The organism is Prochlorococcus sp. MIT 1323, assembly GCF_047304905.1.
In the GTDB taxonomy this organism is placed as follows: domain Bacteria; phylum Cyanobacteriota; class Cyanobacteriia; order PCC-6307; family Cyanobiaceae; genus Prochlorococcus; species Prochlorococcus marinus_D.
This window is the reverse complement of sequence record NZ_CP138973.1, coordinates 2016102-2032830: the sequence shown is the minus strand read 5'-3', so window position 1 is coordinate 2032830 and position 16729 is coordinate 2016102. Positions and strand designations below refer to the sequence as shown.

The window sequence follows — 16729 nt, the reverse complement described above, 5'->3', positions numbered from 1 at the left end:
CACTGAACCGTTTTCTGCGACGGATCCAACGGGCTGGTTATCTACTGCCTGCAACACTCACTGGCTCCCTATGGATCAAGGGTCTGCATCCATCGCTACCAGGCTGGTCCTGCCCACTCAGAGCTCTCACCGGCATTCCCTGCCCAACCTGCTTCCTTACTAGGGCCACGACTGAAGCACTGCATGGAGATCTGAATAGCTCTGTGCAATGGCATGCTTTTGGGCCAGTGGTGACAGCAATGATGATCGTCTGGTCGGTACTGGCCATTCATCAACGACAATTACTACCCGTTGCCATCCACACTTGGCATTTGATCGTGGCAGCCGTTGCGTTGATCAGCTACTGGCTTGTAAGAATTGGCCTGAACTTTGGCCTAGGAATGCAAGCATTCCCTGTGTACTGAGGAATCCACAAAGAGCAAAAGGCAAGAAAAGTTTTGAGCTGATGCGGAGCCTTTTACTGAGATCGAAATAAATACTGACTAGTTCAATCTTGTCCAAATTAGCCAAGCTGCTATCACCAATCCATTAAGCCCTAATGCCAAGCCAATCGTGATATACGCGAAGACATTACCTGCTGCATTCTTCTCCCCGTTGAGATTGACTCTCATGATCAGATATGAGGGCTAACATGTAGTCAATCACATCAGCAGCTAGCAGAGTGGCTAAATGACATCACAAGCAATCAATAGAGCAACGAGATCAAGCCTTACAAGCCGAATGCAAGAGTTTGTACTTAAGATGATTTAAAGAATTTTCTTGAGCTGGCCAGCTCAAGGTTATGCTTAAATAAGCTGGCTCTAGTGAAGCGCCAAGAGCAAATAATCACTCGAGAAACTCTGCACACCTGTCAGCTCAATCTCCATATCGCTGTTTTGATCTTTATCTGTATTGAGCTGTAAAATACCTGCATCAAACCTCACCTCTCCTGGAGATCCGCTGAACTCAGCCGAACCAATAAATTTAATCGCAGTCTGAATATTCGAGAAATCAATACGATCTCCCTCCTCGCCATTGAAGTCTGTAATCACATCACGTTTGCTCCCGTTGCCGGAGTGAGTTGCATTTTTATACATAAAAACATCTGAGCCTTTCCCTCCTTCATGGAGATCACGGCCTTCGCCACCAATCAAAAGATCATCTCCACCATCACCAAATAGCTCATCATTACCCCCTTCGCCAACTATGACATCATCCTCATCACCTCCGAAGAGCTTGACCCGACGGTAACTATCCTCATCATGTCTATTGAAAAACAACTCACCATTGTCATCATCTAGGTTGAGCCAAGGCAATGATTCATCGTAATCGCATGACACCACGGCATTCTCCATTCCTTCCTTGAATTCCCGATCGCTAATTTTATTGTCTTCATTTTGATCGAGAGTTTCAACGATTGCAGCTGCAACATCATTGCCTAGTTCCAGGGTTATGTTTGGTCCTTGACTATTGACAACGGCCTCAAAGGTGAAGGTTTTGTCGTCGATAGTTGTCTGGAATGCATAATGATTACCCTCGCCCAATGAATTGAACAGGTTAGATTGAACAACTGGTCTAAGGGTGATCACGTCTCTTTTGCCATCTATCTCTATGGACTGAACTTTTGCGTACGAGTAAAGTTCTGATGCTGTCATTGTTCTCGATCATTTAAGCCTTAAAGCAGACTAATTCAAGGATGGCCAAGAGCCAAGAAAATATTAACTATAAAGCTTGTCTCTTATTGCTAGCAGGGCTTTCTTGATGCATTTTTTATTCGTAATCTGGGAGCCGAATCTAAGTTTTTTTATTTTACTCTGAAAACTCCTGTTTCACTAATCCAGCCATCAAGGGGCACATCCCAGCTGTCGCGGGTAATACATCTCTCGAGATGCAGGCTTCTAGAACGACCGCAAAGGCATCAATAACACTCAAAAAACCGCATCATCAACAAACTCTCTCTTTACCGTCACCACAGCATCACAATCCAAATCAAAACCATTGTGGTGGTCTTGCCTAGCAACCACAATCCCAAACATGAATCCAGAAAACTGGTTATTGCTGCGCCGCGTCGTGCGTTTTGGCGATACTGATGCCGCCGGCGTGATGCATTTCCATCAGCTATTCCGTTGGTGTCATGAGTCATGGGAAGAGAGTCTTGAGCACTACGGCCTAACCCCCACAGAGATCTTTCCTGGCAGCCGCAACTCTGAGGCAACACCAGAAGTGGCCTTGCCGATCATCCATTGTCAAGCAGATTTCCGCAGGCCGATCCAAACCGGAGAAGCCTTGGTTGTAGAGCTACGCCCAGAGCGACTCAATCCAAACAGCTTCCAAGTTCACTTCGAATTCCGCTGCGAAGAGCAAATCGCTGCCCACGCTCTCATCCGCCATCTAGCGATCAATGCCCAGACACGTCATCGCTGTGCACTACCAGAAGGCATTGATCGCTGGCTGGAGGCTTCCGGTGTGGGGAAGATTGGCTCAATCTGACCCACACCAACGCCCCCAACTGCAGCGGTAAAAAACTTGCCATCAACACAAAAGGATGAAAGGCATCCTTTGGCATAGACGCGAAGATACTACAACTCATTAGAGCTGATCCTGCAAGCATCATCCGTGGCAAAATGCGCAATGAACTAACACTCATCAGAGCCACTCCTTGTCACCATCAAGATAAATCTCTTTAAATTCTTGCGGTGTCTGTGTTAAATAAATAATGCCCTCAATTAAACCTATAACTTGCATGACTGCATATGCGATGCCACACGTAATGGAACCGCCTGCAAGTGAAACCACCAACATAATAATAGCCGGATTATTCTTGCCTAAGACAAATTTATGAATCCCTAAAGCGCCAAGAAAAATCCCGAGCAAACCCGCGGCTAATTTCTTATTACTGAGCTCATTATCCGAAAGACTGGCCATAGTCAAAACTCTGTACTTTCCGCTTCTAGCAACCGCAACCATTGCTGCCAATGGCCCCGTTGCCATTTTCCATTCGCCATCGGAGCAAGCATTGGACAAAGCCGCCAATGCATCGGCCGTTCAGCGGGAGACCAATCAGCAATGAGATGGCGTAGGTGCTTGATCAAATCCTCTCCATTCCCCCCAGCAGCAGGACGCACAAGCGCCACCAAGCGTTGACCCCATTCCCTGTCCTCAACAGCAAGCAGCAACACAGCCTCAAGAGGTAAACCAACCGCCGCCGCTTCTAAACGGGACTCCAACTGTTCAGGGAACACCGTTTCACCACCAGAGTGAATCGCTCCATCCAAGCGGCCATCGATATTGAGCCGAAGCTGGTTGCTCTCAGTTGTCAAACAACCAGCATCTCCAGAGGTCCACCAGCCTTGCTGATCTCGAACATCCTCCAAGCCCTCACCCGACCAGCGCGCCAACGCCAACCGCGCTGTTCGCACTTGCAACGCGCCTGCTTGCGTCAACTGCAGCTCCACATCTTCAAGCGGTGATCCACAGCCCGTCGCACCCGCCAGGAAATCCTCAGGAGCAAGCGCTGTCACCATCGCCGCTGTCTCAGTTGCTCCATAGCAGGGTGCCAAGCGCAACCCTTCGTCCCGTGCCGCTTTCATCAACCCTGGCGAAAGCACTGCTCCACCAACCCAAATCACAGCACAAGCCTTCAACACACGCACACCAGCGTTATGCGTCAACAACCGCTGCAGTTGTGTTGGCACCAAAGACATCAAGACCGGTTGCTCTCCCCATCCCGGCAACGAGCCACACAACTGCTCTAAAGCGTCTGGATCCCTCAGCAAGCCAGGCTGTAGCCATGCATGCCCAACACGCCAACAACGACTACGCCACCAAGGCATCAAGCCACTAACGTGATGCAACGGCAAAGGATTAAGCACCATGCATTGCTGCAGGTCGTAACCCTGCTGCTGAAGCCATTGACCTGTGGCCGAAGCTGATAAGTCGAGATGGCTACAAGGCTGCAAACAGTGCTGCTGTCCGCCGGAGGTGCCTCCACTTGCGACCACCACACCAGGACCATCAGGCAAAAGAGCCCTAGGGATCAAACCGCTAGTTCCAACGGGCGGCAGCAGTTGCACCCAATCGCCTTGATCCAAGGCCTGAGCAAGCTGCAAGGCCCTTTGCCCAGCCTGAGCGGGATTGCAACGCAGGGCAACCAACTCCCTCATGCCGTCGCCCAGACCACTTCGGGATCAGCGCTAAATAAAGGTCCCTCAGGGCACCAACCCGGGGCCAGGCCAGGAGCCACTGGTGTAGGGCCCTGATGCTGCAAAGCAGCGAGATGGTGGAGCCAACGCCGACCAATGCCGGTTTCAAAGGCCGTGCTCAACATCCGGTAGCCCACACCCTCCTGCAGCCCCCTAAGCAGTGGTCTTGGATCACCGTCTAAAAGCGGACGCCGCACCTGCCAGCCAGACCATGACTCTCGCAGTGATGGCTCAAGCACAAGCGACTCATCAAGAGCCACGGGAACCTGTTGAGCCAAAGCTCTTAAACCCTCAAGATCACTAGCAGGCAAAGGTTGTTCCAACCATTCCAGCCTCGGATCCTGCAGACATCGCTCCACCCACCAGCTGACCACACTGCGATCCCAACCGCCATTGCCATCAAGCCTGAAGCGCGCATGCTCTGGCAGCCGCTCCAACAATTGCAACAAGAGGCGCCGCTCCAGTGCATCTGGAGCGACCGCCACCTTCCACTTCACAGTGAAGGGATCACCTGCTGAGGCATCCATCTCAAGCATGGAATCCAACGCATTCAAAAGGGCCTGCCCCGCCGGCAACAACACAGCCGAGGCAGGCGCCGCAAGCCAACCGCCTGTTGCCACAGACCCCACGAGGCCATCCAATTCCGCCAAAGCTGCACCCACACCAAAAGCCAAAGGCGCAGGCCAAAACGCCATTCCATCCTCCAACTCCAAACGCGTTGGTGCCAAGCGCAGCTTGACCAAACAATCGCCGCAGGCCTTTAGCCCAGCGGCATCCATCGGCGCCACTTCCCCCCAACCACAACGACCAGCTGCATCCTCCAATCTCAGCAACCAACCCTGCCTTTCTTCAACAACCCCCTGAGACGTCTGCAACACCCGACTCAAACGAAATGAAAACGGTTTGCACTGAAACTTGAGAGCCATCAACTCAACCTGCGCGAGACATCGCAAAGCCAAAGCAAGGCGCTAGCGCTAAGCCCAAGCTCAACCCCAAGCCATTGAGCGCCTGAAAGCGCAATGCCAAAAACTTGCTGCCACGAATCTTCTCTGGCTGATCATGGTGATGGCGAAGCAAACGGATCAGCGCTGCTCCTGCAGGCAATCCCAAGCCGCCAAGCAGAGCTGTCAGCGGCCAATCTCCCTGCAGCACAGGGATCCACTCCAGAGCAAACACAAGCGAAAGAATCCAGGGCACCAAAGCCGCCGCACGAGCTGTGCCCAAGCGCACCACCGGCGACCGTTTGCCAAAAGCCGCATCCTCAGCGACTTGATGAAAATGAGAGCAAAAGAGCACCAAGGTTGTCGCTAAGGCCGGACCACTACCCAGGGTGAACGCCGTTGCCCATGGAATAGCTGATCCATCACCGTTGAGCGGTGCTAACGCCAACAAGGCAGCGGCAGTAGCGAAAGGGCCAAAAGCCAACCAACAAAGCGGTTCACCGAGGCCTATGTAGCCCCAGCGGAAGGGCGGCCCCTGGTAGAGATATCCCAAACCACAACTCACCAGCACCAAAAAGAGCACAGCAGCACTGCTGCGCAAAGCCAACAGCAACATCAACAACAAGCCCAATACGAGCGCTAAGTGAGCAAAGCGGCGCACAGGTCTCCGCTGACCCAGCAGCGCAACCACCGAATGCAACTTGGTGAAGCTGTCCACGCCGGTATCTGCATCAAAGAGGTCGTTGCTGAGGTTTTCCCAAAGCAAAAGCAGCACAGCCGAAACCAAAAAGCCAAGCAGTTGATCAAGACGCACTGCTTCGCCGGCCCCCACCCGCCAACCTGCCGCCAGCAACGCCGGCATCACTGCCACGGAGTACATCGGCCACTTGATCGCGGCTTTCCAAAGAGCGCGCCTTGTGGAGGCCTTGGCGTAAAGGGATGCAACATCCTGCTGGTCTGGCATGGGAAAGAAGCCTGGAAACCAGGGAAAGGCCCATACATTTGAGCAGCACCCGCGCTCAACTCCGATCCCGGATGACAGCTGACCGTAGTTTCAGCAATCTTTTAACTGCCGCATCCCGGGGCTGGTGCGAACGCAAGGGCGATGAAGGTGTCCTCAGCCTGGCCCTGCCTCTCGCCGAGGTGGATCCGCTGTACCACCTGCCCTTGCTGGCTGATGAGCATCCCTTCCAGTTTCTCTGGGATAGTGCACCAGGCCTTTGCTTTGCAGCAACAGGTCAGTGCCAAAGCCTTGATCTTGCAGGCCCCAGACGCTTTGAGGTGGCCCAACGATTCAGCGATACAACCCTGGCACGTCTCACAGACGCGACGCCCAACTCCCCTGCTCAGGCCCGGCCGAAAATCCTGTTGGCCTTTTCCTTTTTCGACCATCCAGCAGAACGACAACGCAACCAGATCCGCACAGCAGCAGTTCAAGCGGTACTGCCGCGTTGGCAACTCAGCCGCCAGGGTCGACACGGTTGGTTGCGTCTCAATGGCGTGATCACCCAACAAGCAGAAGCGCGGGACCTAGCAGAACAGCTTTGGCTGATGGCGGAAAACCTGCTCGACCCCCATCACAATTCAAAAGATTTCTGGCCCAGCAGCGTCCGCTGTACCAAGGGACTCCAGCCCTGGCAGGAGTGTTACAGACCAGCTCTCAAACGCGGACTGGATTTAGTAAGCAGCGGTGAGCTCAACAAATTGGTGCTAGCTGTACGCCAATCCATTCAGCTCCAAACACCCTTAAACCCGCTGCCAGTACTGGCCAAACTACGTCAACACCAATCAGGTAGTTGCCGCTTCTTATGGCGAAGAACCCACGAGGATGCCTTTTTTGGAGCTTCGCCTGAACGGCTACTCAGCCTGCAAGGGAATCAGCTACGCACCGATGCTCTGGCCGGCACTGCTGATCGCAATGACGATGGCCAAGAACTACTCCGCTCTGAAAAAGACCGTCGCGAGCATGAACTTGTCGTTGCCTCAATTACCAATCAGCTGTGCAATCAAGGGCTGACACCACGGCGACCACGGAACCCCCAGCTCGCACGTCATGGCCAACTGGTGCATCTGCATACACCGATTACAGCCAAAGCCCGTGATCACACATCCCTCAATCTGGCCAAAATTCTCCATCCAACACCGGCGGTCGCGGGTCTGCCTTGCCGGGAGGCGATGGCCTGGCTGCGCACATTGGAACCTTTTGAACGTGGCAACTATGCGGCACCGATTGGCTGGATCGACAGCCAAGGTGATACGGAACTGCGCGTGGCCATCCGTTGTGGCCATGCACGCGGTTCAATGCTTGATCTCACCGCCGGAGCTGGTTTGGTCCGAGGGTCTGTGGTCGAACGCGAATTACAGGAAGTTGGCATGAAGCTGTCTGTACTGGCCGACCAACTCGATCTGCGTGCCAAGGATCAACCAAGACTCAACAGCAAACGGGCAATCACTTGATCAGCCAGGGGAACCCCATTGAGGCGTTCAACCTCTCTAATGCCAGTAGGGCTGGTGACATTGATTTCACTCAGCAGGCCATCAATCACATCAATTCCCACAAAAAACAAACCCTGTTCTCTCAAAACGGGTGCCAATTCTGCACAGATCTGCAATTCACGACTGTCTAGTTCTGTGGGTTCAGGGCTTCCACCCATCGCAAGGTTGCTGCGAAAATCTCCAGCCTTAGGACGACGGTTCACGGCGCCAAGAGGCTCTCCATCCACCAACAAAATGCGCTTGTCTCCTTCAATGACAGCCGGCAAAAAACGCTGAGCCATCACCGGTAGCTGCTCCTGATCCGTGACCAACTCAAGTAAGGCCTCAAGTCCGGGAGCGGCACCAGCGACTCGCACCAGCCCCTGACCAGCTCGACCCCCTAAAGGTTTGAGCACCACCTCTCCTTGCTCACGGGCAAAGGCCGCAAGCTCACTGACCCGACTGGCCACAAGCGTGGGAGCCATCAGGCTGTTGAAGCGCAGCGCACCGATCTTTTCATTCCAGGCACGCAGCGCCGCTGGCCTATTGAGCACGCACACTCCAGCCCGCTCTGCCAGCTCGAGCAAATGGGTGGCATAGAGATAGCCCTCATCAACCGGAGGATCCTTACGCATCCAGATGCAGGCGAAGTCAGTCAGAGGAAGGCTCCGGGGCTCACCGGTGCTAATCCAAGGCTCAGGCACCACAGGGATGGCAATCGCAGAGAGCTGATCTCCGCGAGCCTGAAGATCAGCAGGTGTACAAGCCCAAACCTCAATCGATGCCCGTTGGGCCGCCTGCATCAACGCAGCTGAGGAATCTTTGGCAGGTTGAATGCACTGCAGGGGATCCAAGACGAACAGCTGTCGCATGGCGTCAGACCTTGCCTTGGAGCAAACCATCAAGTTTGTGAGCCCCCTCAAGGGCATGCAACTCATCGCAGCCACCAATGCTCAGATCATCGATAAAGATCTGGGGCAACGTGTTACTCCCCCCAGCCCGGCTCGCCATCGCTGCGCGGGCTTCCTGATCGCCATCGATGGCGTGCTCCTGGTAACTCACCCCTTTGCGATCCAAGAGAGCCTTGGCACGCAGGCAGAATGGGCATGACTGCCAGGTATAGATCTCAACCTTGGCCATGGCACTGTGATGACGTCACTGAGATCCTATGCAGGCTGGCCCCGCTGATAGCGTCAGATCTCTGGACTCAAGCACCAACGTTGCTGGACCTCACCGACTTCAAACGCGATCTTTCTGAGCTCACCGACCGCCTGGGCCAAGCCCAGGACTGTCTTTGACGTTCCTGCTCTAAATGCTCGCCAACAAGATCTCGAGCAACTCGCTGCTCAACCAGATTTCTGGGACGACCAGCAAAACGCCCAGAAGCAGATGCGTCAGCTGGACGAAGTTAAAGCCCAGCTGGTGCAAATCACGCTCTGGCGTAGTGCCGTCAATGATGCCCAAGCAACCTTAGAGCTCTACGACCTGGAGCCAGACGACGAGATGCTCAGCGAAGCCCAATCGGGGCTGAAACAGCTGCGCCAAGGGCTTGATCGCTGGGAGCTCGAGCGACTACTTAGCGGCGAGTACGACAAGGAAGGAGCCGTGCTCTCAATTAACGCTGGGGCTGGTGGCACAGATGCTCAAGACTGGGCTCAGATGCTGCTCAGGATGTACACCCGCTGGGCAGAGGATCACGACATGACAGTGACCGTGGACGAGCTTTCCGAAGGGGAAGAGGCAGGAATTAAAAGCGCCACGGTAGAGATTGAAGGCCGCTATGCCTACGGCTATCTGCGTAATGAAAAGGGCACCCACCGCTTGGTGAGAATCTCTCCTTTCAACGCCAATGGCAAGCGCCAAACAAGCTTTGCAGGCGTGGAGATCATGCCAAAAATCGATCAGGAAGTAGAGCTCGATATCCCCGAGAAAGATCTAGAAGTCACCACAAGCCGCTCCGGGGGCGCCGGGGGCCAAAACGTCAACAAGGTGGAGACAGCCGTACGCATTCTGCATATCCCAACAGGATTAGCCGTGCGCTGTACGCAAGAGCGCTCACAACTACAAAACAAAGAAAAGGCATTGGCTCTCCTGAAAGCCAAGCTGATGGTGATCGCCCAGGAGCAGCGTGCTGCCGAGATCGCTGACATCCGCGGCGATATCGTTGAAGCTGCCTGGGGCAATCAGATCCGCAACTATGTCTTCCATCCCTACCAAATGGTGAAAGACCTACGCACAGCAGAAGAAACCACAGACGTGCAAGCGGTGATGAATGGTGATTTAGACCGATTCATTCAGACCCTGCTGCGTCAGGGTGTCGATCGACCAGGCAGTGATATGGATCAATAAATCAGACATGCCAATGACGACAGATCCAAGCTCCAAGGAGCCTCCATCACAAGCAACACCACCGCCAAGCTTCGTGAAACTGGCAATGCGCAACATGGTGCGCAAAGGTGGACAGAGCCTGTGGCACTTCGGCCTCACCGCCTTTGGCGTTGTGGGGTTCATCTTGATGATTGCCTGGCTCGGCAGGCCCACACTTCCCCATTGATGCGCGCATGAGCGCACTGCAAACCTCTCCGATCGATCTCGATCTGGCCTTTCATCCCGCCAACGATGATGCTTTGACGAGCTTGGTTGATGCAGACACAAAGCGCCGCCTCACTAACGCAAGTCCCTGGCAGCAAGACCTCACAGCCTGGATTGAAAGCGTCCGTCGTGACCCAACCCTGACCTGTCCTGAGATTGTGCGCCTCAGCCCGATGCTCAGCCTGGGCCTTCAACTCACGGATGACGCCACCATCACTGAACTGAATCACGCTTGGCGTCAACGATCTGAATCGACTGACGTCCTCTCCTTCCCAGCACTAGATAACAGCCTCGTCCTACCAACAGACACTTGCGTCGAACTGGGCGACATTGTCGTCTCAGTGCAAACAGCACAACGCCAAGCCAAACAACACAGCCATGAACTTGGCCTAGAACTCCGCTGGCTGGTAAGCCATGGCCTCCTGCATCTACTGGGCTGGGACCACCCAACAGATCAGAGCCTGAAAACGATGCTGAGCTACCAGGAGCAACTTCTCAGCATCAACGGTAAGGTTCATCACCACTAGTGATGCAATCCAAGAGATCACTACATGCTCCCTCAGACCAACAATTTGTTGTCCGAAGAGATCACCCCACTATCCAGCCAAGGGCATCAAGCTGCCAGGCGGGGCGCCTGGCGAATTGCCGCAGACCTACCAAGCAGTTTTCGCTACGCAGCCCAGGGTCTGGCCTATGGCATCGTCAGTCAGCGCAACTTCCGCATCCATGTCGTGATCGGCGCCGTCGTTTTCGGTCTGGGGCTCTGGCTGCGACTGAATCTCAACGATCTAGCCGTCTTGGTTCTCACGGTGGCAGCAGTGCTTGTCTTGGAGTTGCTCAATACATCCATCGAAGCTGTGGTGGACCTAGCAATCGGTCGCCGCTTTCACCCCCTTGCCCGCATCGCCAAAGACACTGCTGCTGCTGCTGTCATGGTTGCCGCCATTAGCTCTCTACTGATTGCCCTGCTGCTGCTGCTCCCTCCTCTACTGATCCGCCTTGGGCTCTGACGCCCTGCAGCCCCATGCTCCTGATTATCGACAACTACGACAGCTTCACCTTCAACCTGGTGCAGTATTTAGGGGAACTGGCCGCAAAGCATCCTGTCGCTGGTGATCTACGAGTTGAGCGCAACGATGCTCTCTGCCTCAGCCAAATCAGGGAGCTACGCCCCGCCGCCATCCTGCTCTCACCTGGTCCGGGCAATCCTGATCAATCCGGAGTTTGCATGGAGGTGCTGACCGAGCTGGCTCCCACAATCCCCACCCTAGGGGTGTGCTTGGGGCATCAAGCCCTAGCTCAAGCCTACGGAGGGAAGGTGGTGCAAGCTGATGAACTCATGCATGGCAAAACCTCGCCTGTGCTGCACAACGGCGAAGGGCTGTTTAAAGGCTTACCACTACCACTCACTGCTACCAGATATCACAGCCTGATTGCAGAGCGAGAGAGCCTGCCGGACTGCCTAGAAGTCACAGCATGGCTAGAGGACGGCACAATCATGGGCCTACGTCATCGAACACACCCCCATCTACAAGGAGTGCAGTTCCATCCCGAAAGTGTGCTCACGGAGGCAGGCCATCAACTGCTTACCAACTTTTTGCGTCTGACTGAAGCCAGCGAAAAGCACTGCTAACTTCCAAAACACTCCCGCTTCCACTCATGCCTTCCCTCTTAAAGGTTCTGAGCACCCGTAGCCTTTCTGCAGCTTCAGCTGTGGGTTTAGTACTGTCCTCAGCCTCCTCGGCCATTGCCGGCGGAGTAACGATTACGAGTTACGGCCACAGTGCTCTACTGATCCAAGGCGGTGGGCAATCGGTGTTGCTCAACCCATTCAAGGCCGTGGGCTGCGCTGCAGGCCTGCGCGAGCCCCGGGTGAATGCCACTGTGATCCTTGCCAGCTCTGAGCTCGCTGATGAAGGAGCTCGAGTCGCTAGTGGTCGCTTTCTCGTGCAACCAGGCTCATACCGCATTGGAGGCTTAAACCTGGAGGGATTTGCGGCTCCCCATGACCGCCTTGGCGGGCGCCGTTTCGGCCAAGCCACCCTATGGCGCTGGCAACAGGGTGGCCTGCAATTTGCTCACCTTGGCGGCAGCGCTGCCTCTTTATCGGGAGAAGACAAAGTTCTGCTTGGACGTCCCGACGTCTTGATCATCGGCGTAGGGGGTGGCGCCAAGGTCTATGACGGCGCTGAAGCAGCACGGGTCGTCAATGCACTCAATCCACGCCGAGTCATCCCAGTGCAATACGTGAGTGGTGCAGCGCCAAGCGACTGTGATCAAACAGGGGTGCAACCCTTCCTTGATGCGATGGCAGGTACACCCGTGAAGCAGACAGGAACGACCATCAGCCTGCCGAACGATTTGGGTGATGGACCTGTCATTGAGGTGATGCGCTAACAGCGCATCCATAGCCTGAGTGAGTCGATCAGCATGTCTTGCCAGTCACTCAGGCTGCAAGAGACTCAACAGTGGCAAAGGCTTGCCAAAATTGCTGCATTTGCTCAATCGTGCCGATGCTGACCCGCAAGGATCCATCAATCAGCGGTTTGCCAGTCATCAGCCGAACCAAGATGCCCCGCTTGCGCAAGGCTGCTTCCACCTCTGTTGGTTGCTGCTGCGGCCAGATCAACAGGTAATTCCCTCCATCGAGGTGGTAAGGCAAACCAGAGGCTTGAAGGCGGATTCTGAGCCACTCACGCGCCTTCAACACATCAGCCACGTAGGCATCCACGTAAGCCTGATCATCAAGAGCTGCGAAAGCTGCTGTTACCGCAAAGCTGTTGATGTCATAAGGCCCAGTCATACGACTGACGCGATCGATGACATCAGCAGAGCCGATCGCGAACCCCATGCGAAGACCCGCCAACCCTGCGGTTTTGGCCAGCGAACGCAACACCAACAAATTTGGGGTTGCAGTGAAGTCGGCAAGAGGCATCACGCTGTCACCCGTGAACGCCTCATAGAGCTCATCGACTACCACCAACGTTTCAGGCGCAGCAATGGCAAGTTGCTGAATCTGTTCTGGTGCCAAGCGAGTGCCAGTGGGGTTGTTGGGATTGCAGAGCAACAACAGCCTTGGCTTCTGCTCCAGCACACGCTTACGAATCGCATCAAGCGGAAAGCAAAAGTCGCTGCCTTCATAGGGAATGGCAAAAATCTCCATCCCCTGCATCTGGGCGCAGGGCGTGTAGTAGCCAAAGGTAGGGCTCGTTGTCAGTAAGAGATCACCACGATCGCCATAGGCATGAAAGATCGCGTGAATCGCTGCATCAACGCCGTTAAATAAGCCAATCTGACTAGGGCTAAGTGGCTGGGTCAGCCCTGGTCGGCCCTGATCACGATTGCTCAAATTGGCCACCACCGCTTCTCGCAACCCGTCATACTCCGGATAAACGGCGATCTGATCAGCAGAAATCGCTCGCAACGCCTCGAGTACACGAGGGCTAGGGCCGATCGTATTCTCATTAAAATCAAGGCGCAGCAATCCACGGCGACCCTCAAGCGGAGCGCTATAGGCCTTCAGAAACTCCACTTCCACCCGAGGAGCGGGGGCACCAGAACTCATTCGTGAAGGTGAAGACCCCATCACATCCGCTCCAGCGTGGGAATACCCAACAACGACAGCCCTAGTTTTAGGGTATCTGCCGTGAGCCGGCAGAGCGCTAGGCGACAGCTACGAGAGGGTTGCTCAGCTTTCAACACCGGCACCTGATCGTAAAAGCGATTAAACACCTGACTGAGCTCAAACAGATAGGTGCAGAGACGATTGGGTAACAACTCCTCCTCAACTTCGGCGATCACTACATCAAACTTCAGTAACTCCCGCACTAAAGCCCATTCCTGTGTTTCACTGAACTGAAGCTCAGCCGTAGTGACCTCAAGATCACCCCCCTTGCGCGCAATACCGGCGATACGAACAACGGCATAAAGCAGATAAGGAGCTGTATTGCCCTGTAGAGCAAGCATGCGATCAAAACTGAACTGGTAGTTGGTGATTCGGTTCTGGCTGAGATCGGCATACTTCACTGCTGCCAGCCCCACCGTGGTGGCCACCTGCTCAACAAAGGAGTCCTGCTCCACACGTCCCTCCTCCTGCAGCCGCCGTCGCAGATCAGACTCAGCGCGCTCAACAGCCTCATCGAGTAACTCGCGCAGACGAACAGTGTCACCAGCACGCGTTTTGAGCTTCTTGCCATCTTCCCCCTGAACCAAGCCAAAAGGCACGTGCTGGAGACGACCAGCATCAGGGATCCAACCTGCGCGCTGAGCAACCTGGAAGACGCCAGCGAAATGATTGGCCTGGCCAGCATCGGTCACGTAAATCACACGCCGAGCGCCATCACCTTGGGGAGGAGCAGCAAAGCGATAGCGCATGGCTGCCAGATCGGTGGTGGCGTAATTGAAGCCACCATCACTCTTCTGAACAATCACAGGCAGAGGTTTGCCGTCCTTACCCGTCACACCCTCAAGGAAGACACACTGAGCGCCGTCATCGGTAACGAGCAAACCGGAGACATTTAGATCCTCAACGACGCTCTCGAGATAGACGTTATAAAACGATTCACCGCGCTCGTTGAGACGAACATCAAGCCGATCGTAGATCTTTTGAAATTCACGGCGCGACTGATCACAGAGCAAACTCCAAGCCTTCAAGGAAAGAGGGTCACCCCCTTGCAATTTCACCACCTCCTCACGGGAGGTGGTCTGAAAAGCCTCGTCGTCATCAAAGCGTTGCTTCGCCTGGCGATAAAACACCACCAGATCACCAAGATCCACAGCATCAGCTGTTTCAAGAGCCGCTGGTGCCACTTGCTTCAGGTGGGTAATCAACATCCCAAACTGCGTACCCCAATCGCCCACATGGTTAAGACGCAGCACGGGGTGTCCACGAAACTCCAACACCCGAGCAAGGGAATCGCCAATGATCGTGGAACGCAAATGACCCACATGCATCTCCTTGGCGATGTTGGGGCTGGAGAAATCCACCACCACTGGAGTGGGCTGCTGCCCATCGTTATCGCCCTCCACCAGCGGCACGCCCAGACGAGCATCAGCCAGCCTTGCCTGCACTTCAGCAGCCAGGCATTCGGGCCGGACGGTGAGATTAATGAAACCTGGCCCAGCAATTTCTGGCGTCAAGCAAATAGCAGTGAATTCCGTATCGACCATCAGCTGGTCGACTATCGCTGCAGCAATTTGACGCGGAGGCTGCTTGAGCGGCTTAGCGAGGGGTAAGGCAGCATTGGCCTGAAAATCACCAAATTCAGGCTTGCTGGCTTGGGCCAATTGTGGATCCAATCCAGTGCCACTCACACGTGCTGAGGCTGCGGCTTCAGGGAAGGCACGGTCGATCGCCGCACGCAGTTGACTCTCCAGAGCGTGGGCAAGGCTGAGCATGAACTCCGAGGCGAAATGGGCCTGCAATCACCCTGATCATCACTGACCACGATGCCGGCAACCAGCAAGCCTGGTTCAGCACTGTTCTCAAGCAATCACCAACAACACTGCGCGCTGATCTTTTGAACAGTGAACGGGCATCAGGACGTGCTTGTCTAGCAAAACCTGAAAGCTGCCTTCTCCATCTAGGTTTTCGGCTCAATAGGCGGCTCAACAAAAGCTAGACAACCAGAGCCAATGCACTGATTAATCCTTTCGTGATTCACTCTCCTCATCAGCTCTTGGTTGTTCCCTTGCTGATGATTGTGCGCTGATGCCGTCAGTACATGGCTCGGATGACCTACTGCCGACAACTGGGTACTACGCATGGCTCGAGCAAAACGCTTACTGCCTCATGGATGCAGTTTTCACATCACGCTGCGCTGCAATAGCCGGCAGTTCTTGATTGCCAAAGCCCTTAGGCGTGATGTCTTACTGGCGGTACTTAAAAAGGCCAAGCAGAAATTTGCCGTGAAGGTTTATGGGCTCTGGCTGATAGCTAACCACCTGCACCTACTGCTGCGTCCTGATGAAGCAAGTGAGCTGCCGAGATTGATGCATTGGTTTGCTTGGTACTCAGCCATGGTCCTGAATCGCTTGAGCGGGCGTTGTGGGCACTTCTGGGAGGCCAGGTATTTCTCGACTCCAATCCACCCCAAAGACCACAGAAGAGAGTTGAACACCTTGAGGTCTATCCATGCCAACCCCAAAGCGGCTGGGGTAAGGAAAGGCTTTTATGACCCCTATTCCAACTATGGCCACTACATCAGGTTCCAATCAGACGGCCTCAGTGAATGCAGCCCTGCCTTTTTAAAGCTATCGGCAAGGCTCGATGGATCTGCCAAACGCTATGAGCGTTTTTGTAAGCACTATCACCATAAGAGCAAAGGCGCTCCTTGCAGTGCGCCTTGAAAGCCCCAGTTGAACTGCACAGCGTCTTTGAGGTTGATCTCCATCACGCCTAGATCATCTGCGCTGCCGTCGTCTTGAGCACTGGCAGGCTCAATGGGAGTGCTAGCCAAAGCAAGAGCAGCAGGACCAGCAAGCGACAGAGGAAGACGAAGCGAGCGCAGCACGGGGATAAACTAAACGCTCAGCTCATCA

At 54.5% G+C, this 16729-nt stretch carries 18 protein-coding genes and 2 pseudogenes; 10 read left to right on the top strand and 10 right to left on the bottom strand.

What is annotated here, in order from left to right:
• Nucleotides 1-2: 2 nt before the first annotated feature.
• Nucleotides 3-404 carry a DUF2752 domain-containing protein gene (locus SIB68_RS09875; protein WP_413682042.1) on the top strand — a complete coding sequence of 134 codons (402 nt, stop codon included), beginning with the start codon at nt 3-5 and terminating at the stop codon, nt 402-404.
• A 396-nt stretch (nt 405-800) separates the two neighbouring features.
• On the opposite strand, the gene SIB68_RS09870 is transcribed toward SIB68_RS09875, so the two are convergent.
• Nucleotides 801-1634 (bottom strand): hypothetical protein, encoded by an 834-nt coding sequence (locus tag SIB68_RS09870; RefSeq protein ID WP_155724998.1) that lies wholly within the window; start codon nt 1632-1634, stop codon nt 801-803.
• Between the two features lie 379 nt (nt 1635-2013).
• Here SIB68_RS09870 and SIB68_RS09865 point away from each other — a divergent pair, with 379 nt between their 5' ends.
• Nucleotides 2014-2469: an acyl-CoA thioesterase gene (locus SIB68_RS09865; RefSeq protein WP_063401059.1), complete on the top strand. Its 456-nt coding sequence runs from the start codon at nt 2014-2016 to the stop codon at nt 2467-2469.
• 156 nt (nt 2470-2625) lie between these two features.
• Here the strand turns inward: SIB68_RS09865 and SIB68_RS09860 are convergent, their stop codons facing one another.
• Genes SIB68_RS09860 through menA form a run of 4 tightly spaced genes read right to left on the bottom strand, consistent with a single transcriptional unit; the run spans nt 2626 to nt 6086 of the window.
• The gene (locus SIB68_RS09860) at nt 2626-2904 is read right to left on the bottom strand and encodes a TM2 domain-containing protein (RefSeq protein ID WP_063401060.1); all 279 of its coding nucleotides are present in this window, start codon (nt 2902-2904) and stop codon (nt 2626-2628) included.
• 2 nt (nt 2905-2906) lie between these two features.
• Complete coding sequence (locus SIB68_RS09855; RefSeq protein ID WP_063401061.1) at nt 2907-4142, bottom strand: AMP-binding protein; 1236 nt, start codon at nt 4140-4142, stop codon at nt 2907-2909.
• Nucleotides 4139-5107 carry an o-succinylbenzoate synthase gene (locus SIB68_RS09850; RefSeq protein WP_063401160.1) on the bottom strand — a complete coding sequence of 323 codons (969 nt, stop codon included), beginning with the start codon at nt 5105-5107 and terminating at the stop codon, nt 4139-4141. The genes SIB68_RS09855 and SIB68_RS09850 overlap by 4 nt, the downstream gene beginning before the upstream one ends.
• 4 nt (nt 5108-5111) lie before the next feature.
• A complete protein-coding gene (gene menA / locus SIB68_RS09845; protein ID WP_063401062.1) occupies nt 5112-6086 on the bottom strand; it encodes a 2-carboxy-1,4-naphthoquinone phytyltransferase in 975 nt (324 codons plus the stop codon).
• A 71-nt stretch (nt 6087-6157) separates the two neighbouring features.
• Here menA and SIB68_RS09840 point away from each other — a divergent pair, with 71 nt between their 5' ends.
• Nucleotides 6158-7579: an isochorismate synthase MenF gene (locus tag SIB68_RS09840; RefSeq protein ID WP_063401063.1), complete on the top strand. Its 1422-nt coding sequence runs from the start codon at nt 6158-6160 to the stop codon at nt 7577-7579.
• Here SIB68_RS09840 and gshB read toward each other — a convergent pair.
• A complete protein-coding gene (gshB, locus tag SIB68_RS09835) occupies nt 7543-8469 on the bottom strand; it encodes a glutathione synthase (RefSeq protein WP_196757157.1) in 927 nt (308 codons plus the stop codon). The two genes, SIB68_RS09840 and gshB, sit on opposite strands and share 37 nt — an antisense overlap.
• A 4-nt stretch (nt 8470-8473) precedes the next feature.
• Nucleotides 8474-8737 carry a glutaredoxin 3 gene (gene grxC / locus SIB68_RS09830; RefSeq protein WP_063401065.1) on the bottom strand — a complete coding sequence of 88 codons (264 nt, stop codon included), beginning with the start codon at nt 8735-8737 and terminating at the stop codon, nt 8474-8476.
• A gap of 80 nt (nt 8738-8817) precedes the next feature.
• Between grxC and prfB the strand changes: the two genes are divergently transcribed.
• The 6 genes from prfB to SIB68_RS09800 all read left to right on the top strand — a co-directional run bounded on the left by prfB (nt 8818) and on the right by SIB68_RS09800 (nt 12586).
• Nucleotides 8818-9946 (top strand): peptide chain release factor 2 gene (gene prfB / locus SIB68_RS09825; RefSeq protein ID WP_155724999.1). Its coding sequence is split into 2 segments (ribosomal slippage): nt 8818-8892 and nt 8894-9946, totalling 1128 coding nucleotides; the frame shifts between segments, so codons are not numbered across the junction.
• A gap of 13 nt (nt 9947-9959) precedes the next feature.
• Complete coding sequence (locus SIB68_RS09820; protein ID WP_011131429.1) at nt 9960-10151, top strand: DUF3285 domain-containing protein; 192 nt, start codon at nt 9960-9962, stop codon at nt 10149-10151.
• Between the two features lie 7 nt (nt 10152-10158).
• On the top strand, nt 10159-10716 hold the full coding sequence (gene ybeY, locus SIB68_RS09815) for an rRNA maturation RNase YbeY (RefSeq protein ID WP_063401067.1): 558 nt from the start codon (nt 10159-10161) through the stop codon (nt 10714-10716).
• A gap of 24 nt (nt 10717-10740) precedes the next feature.
• Nucleotides 10741-11199 carry a diacylglycerol kinase family protein gene (locus SIB68_RS09810; protein WP_063401068.1) on the top strand — a complete coding sequence of 153 codons (459 nt, stop codon included), beginning with the start codon at nt 10741-10743 and terminating at the stop codon, nt 11197-11199.
• Nucleotides 11200-11213: 14 nt separating this feature from the next.
• Nucleotides 11214-11822 (top strand): anthranilate synthase component II, encoded by a 609-nt coding sequence (locus SIB68_RS09805; protein WP_063401069.1) that lies wholly within the window; start codon nt 11214-11216, stop codon nt 11820-11822.
• Between the two features lie 26 nt (nt 11823-11848).
• Nucleotides 11849-12586, top strand: coding sequence for an MBL fold metallo-hydrolase (locus SIB68_RS09800; RefSeq protein WP_063401070.1), 738 nt, complete (start codon nt 11849-11851; stop codon nt 12584-12586).
• A 49-nt stretch (nt 12587-12635) separates the two neighbouring features.
• Here the strand turns inward: SIB68_RS09800 and SIB68_RS09795 are convergent, their stop codons facing one another.
• Both SIB68_RS09795 and argS read right to left on the bottom strand, forming a co-directional pair.
• Nucleotides 12636-13775: a pyridoxal phosphate-dependent aminotransferase gene (locus SIB68_RS09795; protein WP_063401071.1), complete on the bottom strand. Its 1140-nt coding sequence runs from the start codon at nt 13773-13775 to the stop codon at nt 12636-12638.
• Nucleotides 13775-15586, bottom strand: a complete 1812-nt coding sequence (gene argS / locus SIB68_RS09790) for an arginine--tRNA ligase (RefSeq protein WP_063401072.1) — start codon at nt 15584-15586, stop codon at nt 13775-13777. Before argS ends, SIB68_RS09795 begins: the two co-directional genes overlap by 1 nt.
• A 366-nt stretch (nt 15587-15952) precedes the next feature.
• On the opposite strand from argS, the pseudogene SIB68_RS09785 reads away from it, so the two are divergent.
• Nucleotides 15953-16522, top strand: a pseudogene (locus tag SIB68_RS09785) (transposase); the annotation flags it as partial.
• Here the strand turns inward: SIB68_RS09785 and SIB68_RS09780 are convergent.
• Nucleotides 16516-16701, bottom strand: a pseudogene (locus SIB68_RS09780) (carbamoyl-phosphate synthase); the annotation flags it as partial. The pseudogenes SIB68_RS09785 and SIB68_RS09780 overlap by 7 nt on opposite strands.
• Nucleotides 16702-16729: the final 28 nt, after the last annotated feature.